Below are 17,853 nucleotides of genomic sequence, written 5' to 3'. Positions count from 1 at the left end.
CCTCAACGTACAACATTCCATTTGTAGCCCATCCGCCGGACAGTAAGGATCATCTGCGGCTCCCCGGGATTGTCCTCTACCTTCATGCGCAGCCGGCGGATGTAAACAGTGAGCGTATTATTGTCTATATAGCTGCCCTCGCAGTCCCACAGCTTATCTAATATCTTTTCTTTCGATAACACCATATTGGGATTTTGCATGAACAGACACAGCAGTTTGTACTCTGCCGCAGTCAATTCCAGAAGCTTACCGTTTTTATATACCTGCCCCTGTAACAGCAGTACCCGTATCCCGTTGGATTGGAGTTCTGTTCCTTCTGTGCCAAAATCCTTTACCCGGCGCAGCAACGCATTGATTCTTGAAACCAGGACACCCAGCTTAAACGGTTTTGTGATATAGTCATCGCCACCCATGTCCAGTCCCATGATAATGCTTGTTTCCTCGTCAGAAGCGGTTAGGAAGATAACCGGGACTTTGGAAACCAGACGTACCATCTTACAAAAATCAAAGCCGGAGCCATCCGGCAAAGACACATCCAGGATCAGCAGGTCGTATTTCCCGTCAGACCATATTTTTTCCGCCTCATCCAGTGTTCTTGCAATGTCAGTTTCATAGCCTTGCTTTCTGAACGCAAATGCCAGGCCGTTTATCAGGCTCAAATCATCTTCCAGAAGTAAGATCCTGCTCATGTCCATCCTCCTTTTGCCATCCCTGTCCAAAAACCTCCGATTCTTCAATCCCGGACATCTGTTTTAACCAGGAATACTCCTTAAAACAAAAAACAGGACAACTGCCAGCAGGATAAGCACCAGAAAAATCATCCCGACTATTTTCACTATCCGCCTAGCCTGTGCCGACCCCTGTTCTGCCAGGTTCCCCAACATCTGTTCCAATTCATCTGCAGCCCCTTGGCCGAATTCCTGGGCAATCCAGTTGGGATTGTATTTGTCATTATTCCTGCCATAGGTATAGCTTATGGAAATCTCCACGGAATTCCTGGTCAGCCTTCCACTATTATTATATTTCCTGTAATCATAATAAACCGTAAAAAAGCACAGGACAGGAACCATCGATGCATACCCATCTTTTATATGAAGATAATAGACATCCAGGTTGTCGATAACGGTAAGCGGCTTTGTAATCTGTGCTATCTGCGTATCATTTTCATAAATTGATACATAATTATTTTTCCCCTTATCAATGCTGTATCCCAGGCATACCCTTCCCTTATGTTCAATACAGAATTTATTGTCACACACGCCATTCTGCATGATATAAAAGCTTCCCTCGTTACCATCCCTGCCAACGATTTCAAACTGTCCAAAACGCTGTTCTTTTGTTATCAGATATTTAAAAGGAATGGCTTCTTCAATCATATTGGAAATCAATTTATAATGCGTTGTATAAAGTTTCTCCCCTGAGGCATCCGTAAAAATAATCTCCCGCATATGTTCCGCGCTAAAGGGTAAGGAAACATCCATCCATGGGGCCTTTGCACGGAATAATACCTGCCCGGAGGATGACACCTCAAATAAATTCTCAAAATTTGATTTCACCTGTTGTATTGTAATAAGCATGTCCTTAATCCTTCCTGCCTGATAATCCCTATATAACCACGTATAGACCGTGTATGAAATTATAACATGCCGGCCCGGTTCCCACAACCGTTTCGTGAATCCATCCATACCACAAAAGGACACCCTGATGAGTGTCCTTTTGTGTAAATCCTATTTATATACCACTACATATCTTATCCGGCACGGATTGCCGCAATCATTTATTCCGGGTCATCCTCAATGACAATATTGTCATCCTTTGCTTCACATTTAGCCGCATTCCTGAACACGGATACCACCACCAGTATCAGCAATACGGAGATAGGGAACCCTACAATATTCCACATTCCCTTGACGGAGTTCACGCCGCCGGAAGCAACCAGAAGGTAAGCAATCACGCCCATGATGACGCCCATGACAATCTTAATCTTATTGGGTGCCTCATCATCCACACTCAGTCCGTGGATGCTGATGGTGGCCAGGGCCGCTGCCACCGGGTCCGCCATGGTGGAGAACGAGGTGAAGATGGATACCACGAACAGTACAATCAGAACCTTTCCCAGCGGGAATGTATTCAGTATGTAAAAGATCGTGGACTGCATGCCTGCCGTATTCACGCCGTTCCAGATGTCAAAGGTTCCGGTTGTCTGCAGCTGTACGGTCAGTCCGCCAAACACGGCAATCCAGACAATACAGAACATGGACGGAGCCAGGACGTTTACAAGGATGAACTGACGGACCGTCCTTCCCTTTGCCAGGCGGCTTAAAAACATTCCCAGGATTGGCGCATACACCACGAAGGAAGCCCAATACTGTATGATCCAGTCCGCATACCAGTTATCCCCGGGCGCCATGGAATTGAGGATGGCTGTCTTTTCAAAGGGATGGTCCAGAAGGTAAGCAAAGGATTCGGTTCCCAGCTTCGCACAGAAGGTGGTGGGACCTAAAATCAGCACATATACCAGTATGGCTATGAAAACGATGGTGGTGAAGGATGAAAGCTTCTTCAGCCCGTTTCCAATGCCGGACACACAGGAGGCCGTAAACAGGGCCACAATGATAACCGCAACCACAAGCCACACAATTTTGGACTGAGGCAGCCCTGTGATGGACTCGATTCCCGCGCCAATCTGCATCAGGCCCACGCCCATGGAACAGGCCACTGCGCCGCAGAGGGAGAAAATAACAATTGCATGCACCAGCGTTTCAAACTTTTTACCCTTTTTCCCAATACTCGTTGTCAGCACCGGGCCAAAGGCCAGCGGCTTCTTCATGTTGAATGTGAGGAGCGCGAACGCCACGGCGCATATGGTGTACATGCAGTACTGAGGCACGGACCACTGCCACATGGTCTGGGATATTGCAAATATGGCAGCCTCCCTGGACCCTGCTTCCACCCCAGCCGCAACCGGCGGCGTCATGAAATGGAATATCGGTTCCCCCATTGCCCAGAATAAGAGTCCTGTACCGATTCCTCCGCACAGGGACATGGTAATCCAGTTCCAGGTCTTGAAATCCGGCGTGGCGTCCGGGCCGCCAATCTTGATGTTGCCGAACTTAGATAACGCCAGGACAAATGTCAGGATTATGATTAGGATTGCAATCAGTTCAAAAAACCAGCCAACCCTGTCAGCCATGCCATATAAAATTGTATTGAGGATATTTCCCATTGCCTCCTGTTTAAAAATCCCGAATGCAATAAAAATCCCAAGACAGACGATTGCAGGCCAAAAGGCCAGTTTATTTAATTTGTTTTTATCGTTCATTATTTCCCCCTTAGAAACTTAACCTTGCCGGTAACATTAAGCCGGTAACATTAATAATACACGTCAATGTAATCCTTATCTTCAAAGAATTCTATTTCCTTAGCCCCTTCCAGCTTTTCATAGTCCTCTTCCGACAGGTTGACAACAGGGATGCTTTTATTATAAAAATGTTTCGCGATTAACGGCCCCGTCAGGATGACCGGATCGCTTCTCAGGTTAATGATTGCCGCCGGGGCACAGTCCAGACGCACCTGTTCCAGAATGACCAGCCCTGCCCCGCTGCTTCCTTTTCCAAATGGAAATGCAAACACCTGGCCCGCCATGTTCTTCTCATAGCAGTCGCTTCGATTGTCACGGATCAGCCCGCTCTGTGGGTCTGCCCCGCCCCAGAAGCAGAATGAATCTTTTGAATACAGTAATTTTGCCCTCACATTGCCGGACACTGCCACCTTACACTTTATGCTCACTTTTTCCATGGTCTTGCTCCTTTCACAATCTTCCCTGCAACCGCGGTCTCCACGCACTCCCACATATTTCCAAATACCGGCTGGATTCCTCTCATACTGAAGCAATATGTATCAAACTTTCCGGAATTGGACATGATGGTTTTTGTTCCCAGCTTCTGTGAGCGGTATTCCAGTATGCAGCCGTCGCTGTAAATCTGGATTCCCAGTGCAGTAAGCCTTTCATACAGTCCGCTGTCCTTTAAGCGGTCCACGGTGGCCCTTCCCACGATGATCCATAACTCCGTGGAATCGCTTACCTTCCTGCCGTTCATCAGGAATTCCAGTTTAGCGCATTCATCATAGGAGAAATGCGGACATCCCAGCAGCACGATATCGATATCCCCGTCCACTTCATAGTTGGTGAGCTGGCGCTCTGCCTCCTCCAGGTCCTTGATGTGGATTTCCACCACTTCCTCCGGTTTCTTTCCGCCGAATGCCATCTCCCGCGTCTGTGCCTCCGGTGTTACCCCAATCATATGGAACAGCGCGATTCCGCCTGATGAAGCAGCCGTAGCGCTGCATTGTTTCAGATTGTCATTGGTGATATTGGTGGGCATGCCTTCCAGCGCCCAGATCCGGTCCCCGACAATGGAACCGAACGCATAGGACACCAGCGGATACATGGACTCATCCTCAAAGTATTCCAGCCTGATATCATCCCCTAACTTTACAAGGCCCTGTGCGTAACGGTTCTCCGGCACATGCAGCCCAAAGTAAGGAACCCTGCCCGCAATGCCGCACAGCAGCTCTAAGGGACCTGCATAGCGGTTGGTCCTGGCGCCGATGATGGAGTTATAATAACAGATTACATTGGACTCCGCGCAGGCCAGCTGCTGTCCGAAGGATGGCTGGAATCCGGCCTGATAGGGCGCGCAGGACCAGGTGGGGATGGCCCCCATTTTTATATGCGACGCCTCGATACGGCGGGTTGCGCTCATTACCTCCACATCATGTTTCTGGCGGTGCCATTTTAACATATCACAGGCCGTGGCATTGGTGGTTGTGGGAACCGCGAACCTGGCCCCCTTTTCAGCCAGCATTTCCGCAAATGCAACCTGTGCCTCCCCCGCATATACGGTGCTGTCATCATGGCATCCCACAATCTCAACAAATCTGTCTACATCATGGAATGCGGCCAGGTCGTAAAGAACCTGCATTGCCTGCTGCCGGACTTCCCCATGGTCACCGTTCAGCATCTCCTTCTCGTAATCAGTCAGTTTCATAAATTACTCCTTTCCTACTAATAAGTTCATTTTTTTCCATCCTCACGCAGCCACTTAAAAAGTACGATCTCCATAAATATCATTACAAACATAAACGGGATGGAAACCAGGATAGCCAGGCTTTTTAACGCCGAGAAATCCGCTTTCACAAACATCACGGATAAGGGTACCAATGTCAATACCAGGCAGCATGCCACCCTTAAACCTGTGCTTACGTTCCCGCTTCGGTCCAGTTTGGATGTGACGGTCTGGGCCAGTGAAAAGGAGGCGGAATCCAGGCTGGATGCCACAAATCCGGCAATCATCACCAGCATGACAAACGGCAGTCCCTTCTTTCCTCCCGGCAGCGTTTCAATCACGCCATATACCAGGTCCTGTCCTCCTCCTTTGGACAGGATATCTGTTACACTTACAATTCCCTGGGTCTGGGCATAAATGGAATATCCTCCGTCTATGGCAAATAAGACCCACACGCTGATGCTGATTCCCAAAAGGCAGCAGAGCGAAACTTCCTTTATGGTCCTGCCCTTTGAAACCTTGGCAATGAAAATCCCCATCAACCCTGTATAGGTAAGACAGAATGCCTGGAAGAACAGGGTCCACTGTTCCGGAAAACCCGAATTTTCAATGGGATCCGTGAAAAAGCTCATCCGCAGGTACTTATCCCCCATCCATCCAAGGCTGCTGATGAAATTCTTAAGGATGAAATTGGTGGGACCTGCAAACAATATGTAAAGTAAAAATAAAATACACAGTCCGGCCGCCAGGTTACTGATGGTCTTCTTGCCCTTCTCCATTCCCAGGAAGGATGTGAATGTAAAGATTGCCGCGATTGCCAGCACCACTCCCACCTGGACTGCAAATGTTGTCTCAACCCCAAATACCTGCTTTAACGCTCCTGTCTCCAGGGGTACTGCCAGTCCCAGCGTACACCCGGCCGCGCCGATGATGCAGAACACGACGGAAATATCAATCAGTTTCCCTATGATCTTCTTATATTTGAAATCCCCCATCATGCATTCGCAGACAGTGCTTATTTTTATGAAAGAAACTTTTTTGTTGTAGACCGCGTACGCAACCGCGACACCGGCCAGCACGTATGGTCCCTGTGTGGCAAATCCCCAGTGGAAAAAGGAATATCCCAGGGACGCCTCCAATGCTTCAACCGAAAATGGCTCCAGATGGATGCCCGGCGCTTCGTAATAGGCCGCCCATTCCGTAAAGGACCAGTACACAGCGGCCGAAGCCAGCGCTGCCAGCGCCATCATGGTAATATAGCTGAAATTGGAATACTCCGGTTCCCCATCGCCAAGGCGGATGCTGCCATATTTACCAAAGGCAAGATAAAAGGCCAGTACCGTTGTCACAAAGGTAAATAACATCAATGGTACGGAAAAAATCTTCGTCGCTCCCAGGAATGCGTCATTCACTCCCGAGAGCATCTGAGCGGGATACTTCGCCAAAAAGAAAACAAAGGTAAAAACAGAAAACACCCCAACCCCTGCGGTAATCAGGCTGACTCCCCATTCCTGCTTTTTATCCATCCCTATTCCCCTGCAAAAGCAATCATGGACGCCTCAAGCGGAACATCCCCCGGAAGCGCCGCCACCTGCACGCAGACACGCGTGGGCTTGTGCTCACCGAAAAACTCCTTGTACGCTTCGTTAATCAGGCCGAAATCATTTAAGTCCTTGATATACACGTCCACCCTGGCAATGCTCTCCCTGCATCCGCCGCCCGCTTTTACAATGCTTAACAGATTATTCAGGACCAGGGTAGTGGCCTGTTTGATTTCAAATACATACTCGCCATCCTTTGTAAGCGGAATCTGGCCGGATGTGATGATCATGTCCCCATACTTGCGGCCATGGCAATACGGCCCCAGTGCCGGTGATGCTTCCGGACTCACAAGTTCTTCCAGTTTCATCTTCATACCTTTTACCTCGCATTCTTTTTATTTTGTTTCATATTTTATTTTATTGTTTCACTTTTTGTTATTATATATCATATAATACGACCATGTGTGCATTTTGTCAATAATTAGTTTCAAATCATTTATGTGTTCGTCATTATTACCAAATGAATATATGGTTTTTCGTGACAATATCCAGGGGGGCATAAACCAGCGGGGCAGGCAGGTTTTCCCCTGCCTTTTCCCTGCCTTTTCCCTGCCTTTTCCCTGCCGTTTCCCTGCCTTTTCCCTTCATCTTCAGTCATCATACATAACTAACAATGCATCTGCGATGGCTGCCCCGTCCTCCGTGATGAATACAGGGTTGATGTCCAGCTCTTTTACCTTGTCCTTGCCTTCTGCCGCCATTTCGCTGATTTTTACAAGGAGGTTTACAAGGGCCTCCTTATCGCAGACCGCTCCGCCGCGGTAGCCATTTAACAGCGGATAGGAGGCAAGGCTTTCTATCATATTCCTGGCCTGTTTTCCGGTAAGAGGCGCCGGGGCCAGAGCCACATCCTTAAACAGTTCCACAAACACGCCGCCCATCCCTACCATGATCATAGGCCCGAAATCCCTGTCATTGTTCACGCCGATGATCATTTCCGTGCCGTATTTAAGCATGGGTTTCAGGAGGACGCCCTCCAGCCTTGCGTCCGGGGCATTTTTCGCGCAGTTGTCCATGACGGCTGCAAATGCGGCGCGCAGTTCTGCCTCGTCCCTGATGTTCAGCTTCACCCCGCCTACGTCCGACTTGTGCTGGATGTCCCTGGAATGGATCTTTACAGACAGGGGATAGCCCAGTTTCCCTGCTTCCTCCACCGCTGCGTCCGCTGTTGCGGCAACTGCCTGGGGCGGAACCGGGACGCCGTGGCTGCTCAGATAGTTCAGGCTCTCGAACTCGCTCAGGCTGTGGGAACATTCATGCTTCCTCTCAGGAACCGCCGGTTCCATTGGTTCGAATGTGCGGACGGCAAAATCCAGTATCTTTTTAAGCGCGGTGCAGCCATAGCGTCCGGTGGGAAGCAGGGGCGTGCCCGCGGCCTTCAGGATATCCGCGCTTTCCTGGTGCCTGGTGTGTTCGATGAACGGAATCCAGAACACTGGTTTTAACGTCTTATCCCGGCGCGCAATGGACACCGCCTCAACCATATGGGAGATGGTGTCATCCCAGATTTCAGGGGTAATCGTATAGGCCACCACGATGGCATCCACGCCCGGATCCTTAGAGATTGCTTCCATGGCCTGCACCATCACAGGCGTATTGTAGCCGATGCCGGCCGTCATATCAAAGGGATTGTTCACGGAGCCATAGTCCGGAACCAGCGTCTTCAGATACGCCTTTGTCTCCTGCTGCATTTCCGCCAGACGGATGCCGTACTCTTCCGACAGGTCGGCCATGACGCCCGCCTCGCCGCCGGACACGTTCATGAACACGCAGCGTTCCCCCTTGGGCAGTTCTTCCAGCCATGAGAATGCCGCCGCAAGGCTCATAAGCTCCTCCAGATCGCCTGCCTCCACAACGCCATACCGTTTAAACACGGCACGCAGCACCTTGTCCGCCCCGGACAGGGAACCTGTGTGGGACTTGGCCAGCTCCTGCGACTTGCTGGAACGTCCGGTCTTTAAGACTACCACCGGCTTCTTTTTAAGGGCAGCCTTCTGGAAGGCGGCAACCAGCTTCTCAGGCTTTGTAACGCCTTCCATATAGGCCGCCACCACCTTGGTGTCCTCATCATCCACCAGGAAATCCAGATAATCCTCCACCTTCACATTACATGAATTGCCGGAGGAAATCACATGGCTGAAGCCCATGTTGGGACTGTCCAGACCGCCTAACACAATCTGGCCGCTCTGGGAAATCATACCGATATTGCCCCCGCGCTCACGCTCCTCCACCAGGAAGGCAAATGCAAAGATCCCGTCCACGAAATTGGCGAAGCCCGCGCAGTTGGGCCCCATGACGGCAATGCCCAGGCGGTCGGCTGCTTCCACCAGCTCCCGCTGACGCTCCCTGCCCTCCGGCCCCACTTCGCCGTAGCCGCTGGCAAATACAACCGCGCCGCCGCAGTTTTTCCCCGCTGCTTCCTCCAGCAGCGGGATGATTGTCTTCTGCGGGGTACACAAAATAACCAGGTCCACATCCCCCTCTATCTCCGAAAGGGAATGATAGGCGCGGCGGCCGAATATGGTATCCCTTCCAGGATTCACAAGGTAAAGCTGATCCAGGTTTTTGGAGAATTTAAGATAGTTCCTGGTGGTATCACCGCCGAATCCGGCCTTCTCGCTTGCGCCCACAATCGCAATGGTTCTTGGTTTTAATAATTGATTAAGATTCATGCCGAAACCCTTCCTCCTGTTCCATTTCCACTACAGATCAGCCGATTTTCCCTGCCTTCTCGTAGCCTGCCTCAAAGCACTGCACGTTCTTCTCACTGGGTATACCCTTATGGTCAAAATAATCCCTCAGCGTATCGGAGAACTGCTGTTTATCCATCATCTGCGTGGCCGCAATCATGGCGCCCATCATGACCAGGTTGGCGCCCCTGGTATTGTTAAGGTCCGCGGAAATACCCATGGCATCCACCCCGAACACCTCCACATTGGCAGGATACTCCCTGTCACTGAACAATGACTTGTTAATGATGATCTTGGCGCCGTCCGCTGCCTGGTCAATATATGTATTATACGCATCCTCGTTCATGCACACTAGGACATCCAGCGTATCCGGATAGGGACTGCCGATTTCCTCGTCGGATACCACCACGCGGCAAAGGGCGATGCCGCCGCGCATTTCAGCGGAATACTCGCTGGTCCAGCTTACATTCTTCCCATTCTCCGCAGCAATCTGTATCAAAATCTTACCGGCTGTCAGGACACCCTGACCGCCAATTCCTGCAAACATTATATCAGCCATTTGCTTCACCCCCGTTATTTGTATGGTCCACGTATACCTTCACCGGAAATACCTTTTCATTTTCTTCCTTCAGTTTCTTCATCGATTCCACCGGAGTCATCTTCCAGTTGGTCGGACAGGGCGAAAGCACCTCGATGATGGAGAATCCCTTATCGTTCATCTGGTTCTCGAATCCCTTTTTAATCATCTTCTTTGTCTCGTTGATGTGCTGGGGGTCGTAGAGGGCGCCCCGGGCAGCGTATTCAATGGGATACTGGCTAATGATGTTCAGCATGTCAAATGGCTGGCCTGCAACGCGGTCATCCCTTCCCTTCTTGCTGCTGGTCGTCTTATCCCCCACCAGGGTGGTGGCAAGGCACATCTGTCCTCCGGTCATGCCGAAGATTCCGTTGTTCACCACGATCATGGTGATGGGGACATTCCTCTGTGCCGCAAAACACGTCTCTGAAAGTCCGATTACATAAGAACATCCGTCGCCTGCGTGCACATATACATTGGCCTCCGGGCGCACCTTCTTAATACCTGTGGCAACAGCGGCACAGCGTCCGTGGGGGCCTGCGATGCCATCGCAGTTCAAGGTGTCGATGGACCAGTAGGCACAGGCAATATCCACAACCTGTACGGTTTTCTCTACAATTCCCAATTCCTCGCAGCATTCCGCAATCAGCCTCTGAATGATACCGTGTCCGCAGCCGCCGCACCAGCCCACCTGCTGGTTAATCATTTCCGGTTTTGTTAACTTCACAGCCATATTAGTAAACCTCCAGTTCCTTTTCTTTTCCTTCGAGTACCCGTTTGCAATAGTCCACGATTCCCTGTGTCTTAGGAACATACTTGGATGTCAGATAAGCATATACAGGCAGGGAAAACCTGGAAGCCAGACAGAGATCCTGGCCCATCTGTGCGGACAGGCTCATCTCCACGGAAACAAGTCCCTTCACGCTGTCCGGTAAATTTTTAAATGCCTTTTCCGGATAAGGCCATGCGCTGATCAGGCGGATCAGGCCAAGCTTCACGCCCTGCGTCCTGGCGCGGCGGACCGCTGATTTACACACCCTGGAGGAGATTCCATATGCCACCAGCACCAGGTCGGCATCATCCACCATGAATTCCTCCCAGCGCTGTTCATTGTCATGCATCTCCTTAAACTTATCCCGCATCATGGAGTCATACGCTTCATAATTCATGGACCGGTCCAGATTGGTCACCTTTACCTTTGGTTCATCTTTTGTCTTGTATCCCTTGATTGCCCAGTCAAACTTATCCTTGTCGTGCTCTTTTGCCTCAGGCAGCACCACCTTCTCAATCATCTGGCTGATTCCGCCGTCGCTTAGGATGATTACAACCGTGCGGTACTTCTCCGCCAGGTCAAAGGCCAGGTATGTAAGGTCCGCGCACTCCTGTGCCGAGGCAGGGGTCAGGACAATCTGCCTGGAATCCCCGTGTCCGCCTCCGCGGACCGCCTCCCAATAGGAATCCTGTCCTTCGGTAATCTCGCCGTCGCCGACGCCGTATCTCATGACATCAACAAGAACAGCCGGAAGGTTGTAGGATGCCAGATAAGAGATTCCTTCCTGTTTCAGGTCATATCCAGGGCCGGAAGAACTTGTCATGACCCTCTCGCCGCAGGCAGCCGCGCCCCACAGCATGCTCATACTTGCAATCTCGCTTTCCCCCTGAATGAATACCCCGCCGCGGGCAGCCATATTGGCTGACATATATTCCAGGATCTCACTCTGCGGTGTAATCGGATACCCTGCATAAAAGCGGCATCCCGCCCGAAGCGCGGCCTCCGCAATCGCTTCGTTTCCTTTCATAAGCCTAAATTTTTCACCCATGTCTCTTCTTTCCTCCCCTGCTATTCTACGGTACTGATGGTAAATACGTAATCCGGACAAATTGTGTAGCAACGTCCACAGCCAATACAGGTTTCCTCATGAATCCGGATAATCTCATAGCCCTTCTTGTTAATCTCCTCCAGCGGTTCAATCGCCTGGACCGGACAGGCGCCCACACAGAGCCGGCATCCTTTGCAGAGACTTACATCTGCGCTTGCTTTTGCTTTTGCCATTTCTACCTCCTATTATTTCGTTTCACTTTTTAATATCTTATTTCATTTTTTATTTTATAGTTTCATATTATCACTATTTATACTATTTTTCAAGTACTATTTTAGGTTTATTATGGTTAAATTTCACTAATCTTTTTTTGCTTGCAAAAGCCCCCAGTTTCTCCTATAATAGTAAATAATAGTGTAACGACCGTCTCAAAATGCGGCTGTTCACTGCTAAGGAGGATTTATAATGGGAGAAGAAACCGTAAAAACAGAGACCATACAGGCCGTGGACAGGGCATTACAGATTCTGGAAACCATAGGGCGTGTGAACAGTATGAGTCTGGCAGAATTAAACAGGGAAATCAAAGTAAATAAGGCGTCCCTTTCACGCCTTGTCTATACGCTTGTACAGAATGGATATCTTGCAAAGAATGAAAAAAGCGGGGAATTTTCCCTGACCTTAAAGACATATGAGGTGGGGTTGAATGCGGTACAGAACCTGGACAAACTGTCCCTGATCAAGTCCACCCTGGTGGACCTGAACAGCCGGTGCGGCCGGATTGCACAGTTTTCCGTGGAAGACAACAACCAGCTCTTATGTCTGCAGAGTATCGGAAAGGAAGCCATGTCATTTTCAGTCTACACCAGCGTAGGCCACCGCTCCCCGCTCTACAGCACCAGCGCGGGCAAAGCCCTGTTATCCGCTTATTCCAATGGGGAAATCATAGAAAAGTGGGACAAGATGAACATCCAGTCCCTGACAGAGAATACATTGACAGACCTGCAGCTGTTCCTGCAGGATATCGGATTGACCCGCCAGCGCGGATACGCCCTTGACCGTGAGGAAAATGAATACCATGTATTCTGCGTGGGCGCCGTTGTCATGGACTTCTCCAACCGTCCAATCGGCGCCATCAGCATCAGCGGCAGCACCCTCACCCCCCAGGAAGAACAGGAGGTAAGCAGCATGCTGCTCTCTTCCAGCCGCAAGCTATCCGGCCTTTTGGGGTATGCGGTGCGGTAAGGGAGGATTGATCTGCCTTTGGCCTTGTGGGAGTTTCCATACTCTGATATGAATGGATAGGGCGGTTAGCACTGTTAAAATATCATAAGGGCAAAAAAACAGGGAACGGGTCGGCATTTCGCCGTCCCGTTCCCTGTTTTACACTTATTGCTAGTGGATTTATCAAAATATAATTATCTGAAAATCCCGTCCGTGGATTCATGGGGACTGCTGATGCGAAGGGATGATCCGCTGTCACAGCAGGCCTCAATCCGGGCAGACGATTTACTTAACATCCCAATCATCATATCCCGTCAGGGGATGACGGAGGATTTCCCCAAATGGCTTGGGGAAAAACAGGATGAACTGAACATAGTGGCTACCTATGATTTGATTTTTAATGCATCTGTCATGGTAAGGAAGGGACTTGGCTGTGCATTGGGTTTTGATAAGCTGATTCACACAGGTGCGGACAGCGGATTGTGTTTTCGTCCATTGGAACCTGGCCTGGTAACACCTATGTATGTTATCTGGAAAAAGTATCAGGTGTTTACGCCCATTGCGGAGAAATTACTTGATGAATTGATGGGGCGGTTTTCCGATGCACCGATATCTGAGCGCCTGTTCCCTTCTATTTAAGGAGACAGAAGGACAGCCCCTTTTGCGCTTACTGCCTATGACTGTCCCCAGGGTTTCATTCATATCCCTTTTGGTAACAGGATAAAAAATAATCGATAAATAATTTAGTTTTTTTGTCAAGTTTATCATGATTTTTTGATATTATCCCCAGTTCCCAATACATCCCTTCATCTGCAATTGGAATGCACACCAGATTTTCATGTGCGCTTTCTTCATACACATGCTTTACACACAGCAGAATCCCCTGCTTCTGCGACGCCATTTTCACAAGCTGGCTTACATCCGATGATTTATAGATAATATGCGGGGTAAAGCCAGCCTTTTTGCAGCTGTCCTTTGTCCTGTAATGAATATTATAACGGCTGTTAAAGAACAAAAAGTCCTCATCCGCCAACTGGCTTACATGTATCTCCTCCTGTTTGGCCAGCGGGTGTTCCCTGTGCGCAATGAAGAACATTTTTTCACGATGCAGCGGGCTATATTGCAACCCCTGATCATGCCATGGTTTTGTGGACAGGGCAAAACGATGGCTGTCCGCAAGCACATATTCTTCCATGTCCAAATCGGGAAATTCTACCTGTTCCAGCTTCAAACCAGGATATAGCGTTTCAAAGTTTAACAGATAATTGGCAGACAGGCTCCGGAAGACCCCAGGCGCTACGCCGATGGTTATGGTCCCTTGCTGGATTTTAAAATATTGATACGATTCCCTGACTGCTTCCTCATACCCTGCACACACTGGGAGGAATTTATGTTTCAGATATACCCCGCTCTTTGATAATTTGATTCCCTTACTGGTGCGGAGGAACAGACGTGTATTCAGTTCCGATTCTAAATTTTTGATTGATTTACTTAAAGCCTGCTGGGATATAAACAATTCTTTCGCTGCCTGGGAAATACTTGTGCTTTCAGATAATTTCATAAAATACTGGATCTGTCTGAATTCCATTTCTCTTCTCCACCGTAATCTTAAGACGTGTTCTTGCCGACTCAGCTTTAGTTTATCACAACTATGAGTGATGGTAAATACAATTCTCCGGCATATTCCGGACATTTCGGGGCTGCTTTGGGGCTGCTTTTTGACACAACTCCAGGTTGTGGCAATCACAAACACTATGTGTTGTTAATTAGTTAACAATACTGCTAGAATAGACTTACATAGAACATGATTAAGGAGGAAGTAACAAATGAAAAACAGATACTACCCCAATTTAGCAAGTCCCATCACAATCAATGGCGTCACATTTAAGAACCGCATTTTCGGCGCGCCGATGTCGAATCCGGAATTGGATCCGGATTGCCACATGAGGGAAGAGGATATCGCGTTTCATGCAAACCGCGGACGCGGCGGCTTGGCCAGCGTATGCATTGGTCTTGGTATTGTTGAAGCCGTAGGACGCTCACACACAAAAGAAGTAATCCTTTATGATGACCTGTCCCTCCCATCCTTAAAGAGAATGGCCAATGAATTCCATAAACACAACTGCATGGCTACCATGGAATTAGCCCATGGCGGAAAGTTCGGGGCCGCCAGAAGCCACTCTGCTGCCAAAAGCACCCTGATTGGGCCAAATGACGAATTAAATGCCCAGGGCGTTCCTGTAAAAGCCATGACGGAAGAGCAGATTGAAGAGACCGCCACCGCATTCGGCAGCGCGGCCAGGCTGGTAAAAGAGGCTGGTTTTGATATGGTCTTAATCCATGGCGGGCATGGATGGCTGTTAGGCCAGTTTGCTTCTCCATATTTTAATAAGAGGACTGACCGCTGGGGCGGAAGCCTGGAAAACCGTATGCGTTTTTCACTGCTTGTCATCGAGAAGGTGCGTGAGGCGGTGGGGCCGGACTTCCCAATCGAATTCCGTATGAGCGGTTCTGAGTGTATTCCTGGCGGATATGATATTGATGAAGCAGTTGAAATGGCTAAGATGATTGATGGAAAGGTGGATATCATCCACGTATCTGCCGGTATCCATGAGAATAATGACGTATTTGTAATTACACATCCTTCCATGTTCACTGAGCATGGATGCAATGTCCAATATGCTGCTGAAATCAAAAAACATGTCAAAACCCCGGTTGCTGCATTGGGCGGCATCAACGATGTGGATATGATGGAGGAAATCATTGCTTCCGGTAAAGCTGATATCATTGAAGTAGCCCGTCAGTCCCTTGCAGATCCATATTTCCCGGAGAAAGCATTTTCCGGACGGAAAGAAGATATCACACAGTGCTGCCGCTGCTATTCATGTTTCTTCAATTACTTATCCAACAGGAACTACTGCTGCGCGTTTAATCCGGTCATTGGCGACGAGCTTGAACATAAATATGGCTTCCCGGCAACAACGCCGAAAAAGGTCGTGGTTGTAGGCGGCGGGCCAGGGGGCATGGAGGCCGCTGTTACAGCCGCCCAAAGGGGCCACTCCGTTACACTTTATGAGAAGAACAGCAGGCTTGGCGGACAGATTGTACACGAACAGCACATCCCCTTCAAAAAGGATATGTATCACTTCATTGAGGTCCTTGCTAAGCGCTGTGAGGATGCAGGCGTGGACATCCACTTAAATACAGAGGTGACTCCTGAGGAAGTTGCGGCAATGGGTGCGGATGTCGTGATGACAGCCGTTGGCGCGAAACCAATCATTCCGCAGATCCCGGGAATTAACAGTGCCAAGGTTGTGGGCCTGAAGGCACTTGAGGGCAGACAGCCGTCAGTGGGACAAAAAGTGGCAATCCTTGGCGGAGGCCTTGTGGGTTCTGAAGTTGCCATTTATCTGGATATGATTGGAAAAGACGTAACAGTTGTGGAAATGAAGGATACCTGGGCATCTGACGCTTATTGGATGCACAAGGTTGCCATGGACAAATATATCCGTGACAGCAGGATTGATATCAAGGTAAACACAACAGCCAGGGAGATTACCGACGCTGGTATCGTATGCAACACGCCGGATGGTGAAATCCTCATTGAAGCCGATACGGTCCTTCTTGCCGCAGGTATGAAAGCGGACCGCGCCTCTGCGGATGAATTCCTCAATACGGCTCCCCGGGTTTTTGAAATCGGAGACGCCATCAAAGCCGGACGCGTGGTTGAAGCAGTGAAGCTTGGATACTATAGGGCATTGGATATTTAGCTGCCAGCAACCTGAAAGGAACGAAAATGATGGACATTCTTGTTACAATTTTCACTGCCTTTGTTTCAGGCGTACTGGCAACCGCCCTGGGCGCCCTTGGTTCAGTAATCCTTACAGCCCTTGTTTCCATTGTCGGGGTATTCTCCATTATGGCGGGATGCGAATATAATATCATCGGGAACATTTGCTTTGGAATGTTCCTGGGGCCGCAGGTAGCCTTTGGGCCGGCCCTCTGCGCAATGAATTATGCATGGAAAAAGGGATACATAAAGGACAGCAAGGGACTGGCCTTTCCATTGGGATCATTGCAGAAAACAGATGTATTAGTATTTGGCGGTATCTGCGCAGTAGCGGGATGGTACTTGAATACAGCCCTTGGCACCTTCCTTCCGGGACTCTTTGACTGCGTTGCGGCAACCATTGTAATCCTTAATGTGATTACAAAAATCATGTTTGGGAATGAGGGCCTCATGGGGAAGGTTCCTGAGGGAGATAAGAGATTTGGCTTAAACAGCAAGAATAAGTGGCTTCCCCACATGACCTATGGCCACGGCTCCATGTTCTGGCTGTTCGGCGGCAGCGTTGGTTTTATTGCCGCATGGCTATTGTACCAGATGTGCCGTTTTTCTGAACAGGTGGGCAATCCCACGATTGCAGGTATTTCATTTGTACCCCTTTGGGCCATTGCAGTCGTGTTCTTAATCTTCATGTGCTGCGGCCTGCCCTGCCCTGTATTTCACCATGTTGGGCTTGTGGGCGCTTACGGCGCCCAGATGGCATATAATGCCGGATGTTCCGAAATCAGTGTTTACCTGTGGGGCTTTGCATTTGGTATCTTTGCACATTATGCAGGCGATCTGCTTGCGGATCTTTTCTTTGTATATGGGGAAGGATATGTTGACCCGCCGTCGCTTTCCATGCTCTTCTGCTCCGTATTTGCATTTGCTGTCTTTCCGGCGCTTGGATTGGTTAACCCCGATAGTGCGGTTTCCGTCATCGCGCCCATGGCCATTATCCTGGCATTTGGGATCTTTGCATGTTTTACAGGGAAATGCAAAAAAGCAGACATGTCATAGGCAGTCGGAGGCAGAGCTTTGATGAGGGT

Annotated in this window: 18 protein-coding genes; 4 read left to right on the top strand and 14 right to left on the bottom strand. The window is 49.5% G+C overall.

What is annotated here, in order from left to right; translation table 11 throughout:
* Window positions 1–2: 2 nt before the first annotated feature.
* The 13 genes from LK536_RS39605 to LK536_RS39545 form a co-directional block, all read right to left on the bottom strand.
* Window positions 3–689 carry a response regulator transcription factor gene (locus LK536_RS39605; protein WP_227795430.1) on the bottom strand — a complete coding sequence of 229 codons (687 nt, stop codon included), beginning with the start codon at window positions 687–689 and terminating at the stop codon, window positions 3–5.
* Between the two features lie 63 nt (window positions 690–752).
* Window positions 753–1,448 carry a hypothetical protein gene (locus tag LK536_RS39600; RefSeq protein WP_227795431.1) on the bottom strand — a complete coding sequence of 232 codons (696 nt, stop codon included), beginning with the start codon at window positions 1,446–1,448 and terminating at the stop codon, window positions 753–755.
* Window positions 1,449–1,777: 329 nt separating this feature from the next.
* Window positions 1,778–3,322, bottom strand: a complete 1,545-nt coding sequence (locus LK536_RS39595) for a BCCT family transporter (RefSeq protein ID WP_008717390.1) — start codon at window positions 3,320–3,322, stop codon at window positions 1,778–1,780.
* Window positions 3,323–3,372: 50 nt separating this feature from the next.
* Window positions 3,373–3,798: an aconitase X swivel domain-containing protein gene (locus LK536_RS39590; RefSeq protein ID WP_025486731.1), complete on the bottom strand. Its 426-nt coding sequence runs from the start codon at window positions 3,796–3,798 to the stop codon at window positions 3,373–3,375.
* A complete protein-coding gene (locus LK536_RS39585; RefSeq protein WP_008717394.1) occupies window positions 3,786–5,051 on the bottom strand; it encodes an aconitase X in 1,266 nt (421 codons plus the stop codon). Before LK536_RS39585 ends, LK536_RS39590 begins: the two co-directional genes overlap by 13 nt.
* A gap of 26 nt (window positions 5,052–5,077) precedes the next feature.
* A complete protein-coding gene (locus tag LK536_RS39580; RefSeq protein WP_008717396.1) occupies window positions 5,078–6,595 on the bottom strand; it encodes a BCCT family transporter in 1,518 nt (505 codons plus the stop codon).
* Between the two features lie 2 nt (window positions 6,596–6,597).
* A complete protein-coding gene (locus LK536_RS39575) occupies window positions 6,598–6,984 on the bottom strand; it encodes a RidA family protein (RefSeq protein WP_008717398.1) in 387 nt (128 codons plus the stop codon).
* Between the two features lie 122 nt (window positions 6,985–7,106).
* The gene (locus LK536_RS39570) at window positions 7,107–7,271 is read right to left on the bottom strand and encodes a hypothetical protein (RefSeq protein ID WP_506092118.1); all 165 of its coding nucleotides are present in this window, start codon (window positions 7,269–7,271) and stop codon (window positions 7,107–7,109) included.
* Window positions 7,261–9,342: an acetate--CoA ligase family protein gene (locus LK536_RS39565; RefSeq protein ID WP_227795432.1), complete on the bottom strand. Its 2,082-nt coding sequence runs from the start codon at window positions 9,340–9,342 to the stop codon at window positions 7,261–7,263. Before LK536_RS39565 ends, LK536_RS39570 begins: the two co-directional genes overlap by 11 nt.
* 37 nt (window positions 9,343–9,379) lie before the next feature.
* Window positions 9,380–9,919: a 2-oxoacid:ferredoxin oxidoreductase subunit gamma family protein gene (locus LK536_RS39560; protein ID WP_025486728.1), complete on the bottom strand. Its 540-nt coding sequence runs from the start codon at window positions 9,917–9,919 to the stop codon at window positions 9,380–9,382.
* Window positions 9,912–10,670: a thiamine pyrophosphate-dependent enzyme gene (locus tag LK536_RS39555; RefSeq protein ID WP_025486727.1), complete on the bottom strand. Its 759-nt coding sequence runs from the start codon at window positions 10,668–10,670 to the stop codon at window positions 9,912–9,914. Before LK536_RS39555 ends, LK536_RS39560 begins: the two co-directional genes overlap by 8 nt.
* Window position 10,671: 1 nt before the next feature.
* The gene (gene vorB, locus LK536_RS39550; RefSeq protein ID WP_008717408.1) at window positions 10,672–11,757 is read right to left on the bottom strand and encodes a 3-methyl-2-oxobutanoate dehydrogenase subunit VorB; all 1,086 of its coding nucleotides are present in this window, start codon (window positions 11,755–11,757) and stop codon (window positions 10,672–10,674) included.
* A 20-nt stretch (window positions 11,758–11,777) separates the two neighbouring features.
* On the bottom strand, window positions 11,778–11,990 hold the full coding sequence (locus LK536_RS39545; protein ID WP_008717410.1) for a 4Fe-4S binding protein: 213 nt from the start codon (window positions 11,988–11,990) through the stop codon (window positions 11,778–11,780).
* A gap of 232 nt (window positions 11,991–12,222) precedes the next feature.
* On the opposite strand from LK536_RS39545, the gene LK536_RS39540 reads away from it, so the two are divergent.
* Complete coding sequence (locus LK536_RS39540; protein ID WP_008717414.1) at window positions 12,223–12,999, top strand: IclR family transcriptional regulator; 777 nt, start codon at window positions 12,223–12,225, stop codon at window positions 12,997–12,999.
* 153 nt (window positions 13,000–13,152) lie between these two features.
* Entirely contained in the window at window positions 13,153–13,617 is a 465-nt protein-coding gene (locus tag LK536_RS39535; protein WP_506092117.1) for a LysR substrate-binding domain-containing protein, read from the top strand.
* Between the two features lie 55 nt (window positions 13,618–13,672).
* Here LK536_RS39535 and LK536_RS39530 read toward each other — a convergent pair whose 3' ends face one another.
* Window positions 13,673–14,725, bottom strand: coding sequence for a LysR substrate-binding domain-containing protein (locus LK536_RS39530; protein WP_506092116.1), 1,053 nt, complete (start codon window positions 14,723–14,725; stop codon window positions 13,673–13,675).
* A gap of 79 nt (window positions 14,726–14,804) precedes the next feature.
* Here LK536_RS39530 and LK536_RS39525 point away from each other — a divergent pair, with 79 nt between their 5' ends.
* Window positions 14,805–16,748 (top strand): oxidoreductase, encoded by a 1,944-nt coding sequence (locus tag LK536_RS39525; protein ID WP_227795435.1) that lies wholly within the window; start codon window positions 14,805–14,807, stop codon window positions 16,746–16,748.
* Window positions 16,749–16,774: 26 nt separating this feature from the next.
* Complete coding sequence (locus LK536_RS39520; protein ID WP_227795436.1) at window positions 16,775–17,824, top strand: DUF7973 family transport facilitator; 1,050 nt, start codon at window positions 16,775–16,777, stop codon at window positions 17,822–17,824.
* The last annotated feature ends 29 nt before the right edge of the window (window positions 17,825–17,853 follow it).

Origin of the sequence: Clostridium pacaense (assembly GCF_020709765.2) — a bacterium.
GTDB lineage: Bacteria > Bacillota > Clostridia > Lachnospirales > Lachnospiraceae > Enterocloster > Enterocloster hominis.
This window is presented reverse-complemented; position numbering and strand designations above follow the sequence as displayed.

What these genes read in the sequence shown, in the direction of transcription:
- LK536_RS39605 (WP_227795430.1), bottom strand. Translation starts at nt 689, where the DNA reads ATGAGCAGGATCTTACTTCTGGAAGATGATTTGAGCCTGATAAACGGC.
- LK536_RS39600 (WP_227795431.1), bottom strand. Translation starts at nt 1,448, where the DNA reads ATGCGGGAGATTATTTTTACGGATGCCTCAGGGGAGAAACTTTATACA.
- LK536_RS39595 (WP_008717390.1), bottom strand. Translation starts at nt 3,322, where the DNA reads ATGAACGATAAAAACAAATTAAATAAACTGGCCTTTTGGCCTGCAATC.
- LK536_RS39590 (WP_025486731.1), bottom strand. Translation starts at nt 3,798, where the DNA reads ATGGAAAAAGTGAGCATAAAGTGTAAGGTGGCAGTGTCCGGCAATGTG.
- LK536_RS39585 (WP_008717394.1), bottom strand. Translation starts at nt 5,051, where the DNA reads ATGAAACTGACTGATTACGAGAAGGAGATGCTGAACGGTGACCATGGG.
- LK536_RS39580 (WP_008717396.1), bottom strand. Translation starts at nt 6,595, where the DNA reads ATGGATAAAAAGCAGGAATGGGGAGTCAGCCTGATTACCGCAGGGGTT.
- LK536_RS39575 (WP_008717398.1), bottom strand. Translation starts at nt 6,984, where the DNA reads ATGAAGATGAAACTGGAAGAACTTGTGAGTCCGGAAGCATCACCGGCA.
- LK536_RS39570 (WP_506092118.1), bottom strand. Translation starts at nt 7,271, where the DNA reads ATGATGACTGAAGATGAAGGGAAAAGGCAGGGAAACGGCAGGGAAAAG.
- LK536_RS39565 (WP_227795432.1), bottom strand. Translation starts at nt 9,342, where the DNA reads ATGAATCTTAATCAATTATTAAAACCAAGAACCATTGCGATTGTGGGC.
- LK536_RS39560 (WP_025486728.1), bottom strand. Translation starts at nt 9,919, where the DNA reads ATGGCTGATATAATGTTTGCAGGAATTGGCGGTCAGGGTGTCCTGACA.
- LK536_RS39555 (WP_025486727.1), bottom strand. Translation starts at nt 10,670, where the DNA reads ATGGCTGTGAAGTTAACAAAACCGGAAATGATTAACCAGCAGGTGGGC.
- vorB (WP_008717408.1), bottom strand. Translation starts at nt 11,757, where the DNA reads ATGGGTGAAAAATTTAGGCTTATGAAAGGAAACGAAGCGATTGCGGAG.
- LK536_RS39545 (WP_008717410.1), bottom strand. Translation starts at nt 11,990, where the DNA reads ATGGCAAAAGCAAAAGCAAGCGCAGATGTAAGTCTCTGCAAAGGATGC.
- LK536_RS39540 (WP_008717414.1), top strand. Translation starts at nt 12,223, where the DNA reads ATGGGAGAAGAAACCGTAAAAACAGAGACCATACAGGCCGTGGACAGG.
- LK536_RS39525 (WP_227795435.1), top strand. Translation starts at nt 14,805, where the DNA reads ATGAAAAACAGATACTACCCCAATTTAGCAAGTCCCATCACAATCAAT.
- LK536_RS39520 (WP_227795436.1), top strand. Translation starts at nt 16,775, where the DNA reads ATGATGGACATTCTTGTTACAATTTTCACTGCCTTTGTTTCAGGCGTA.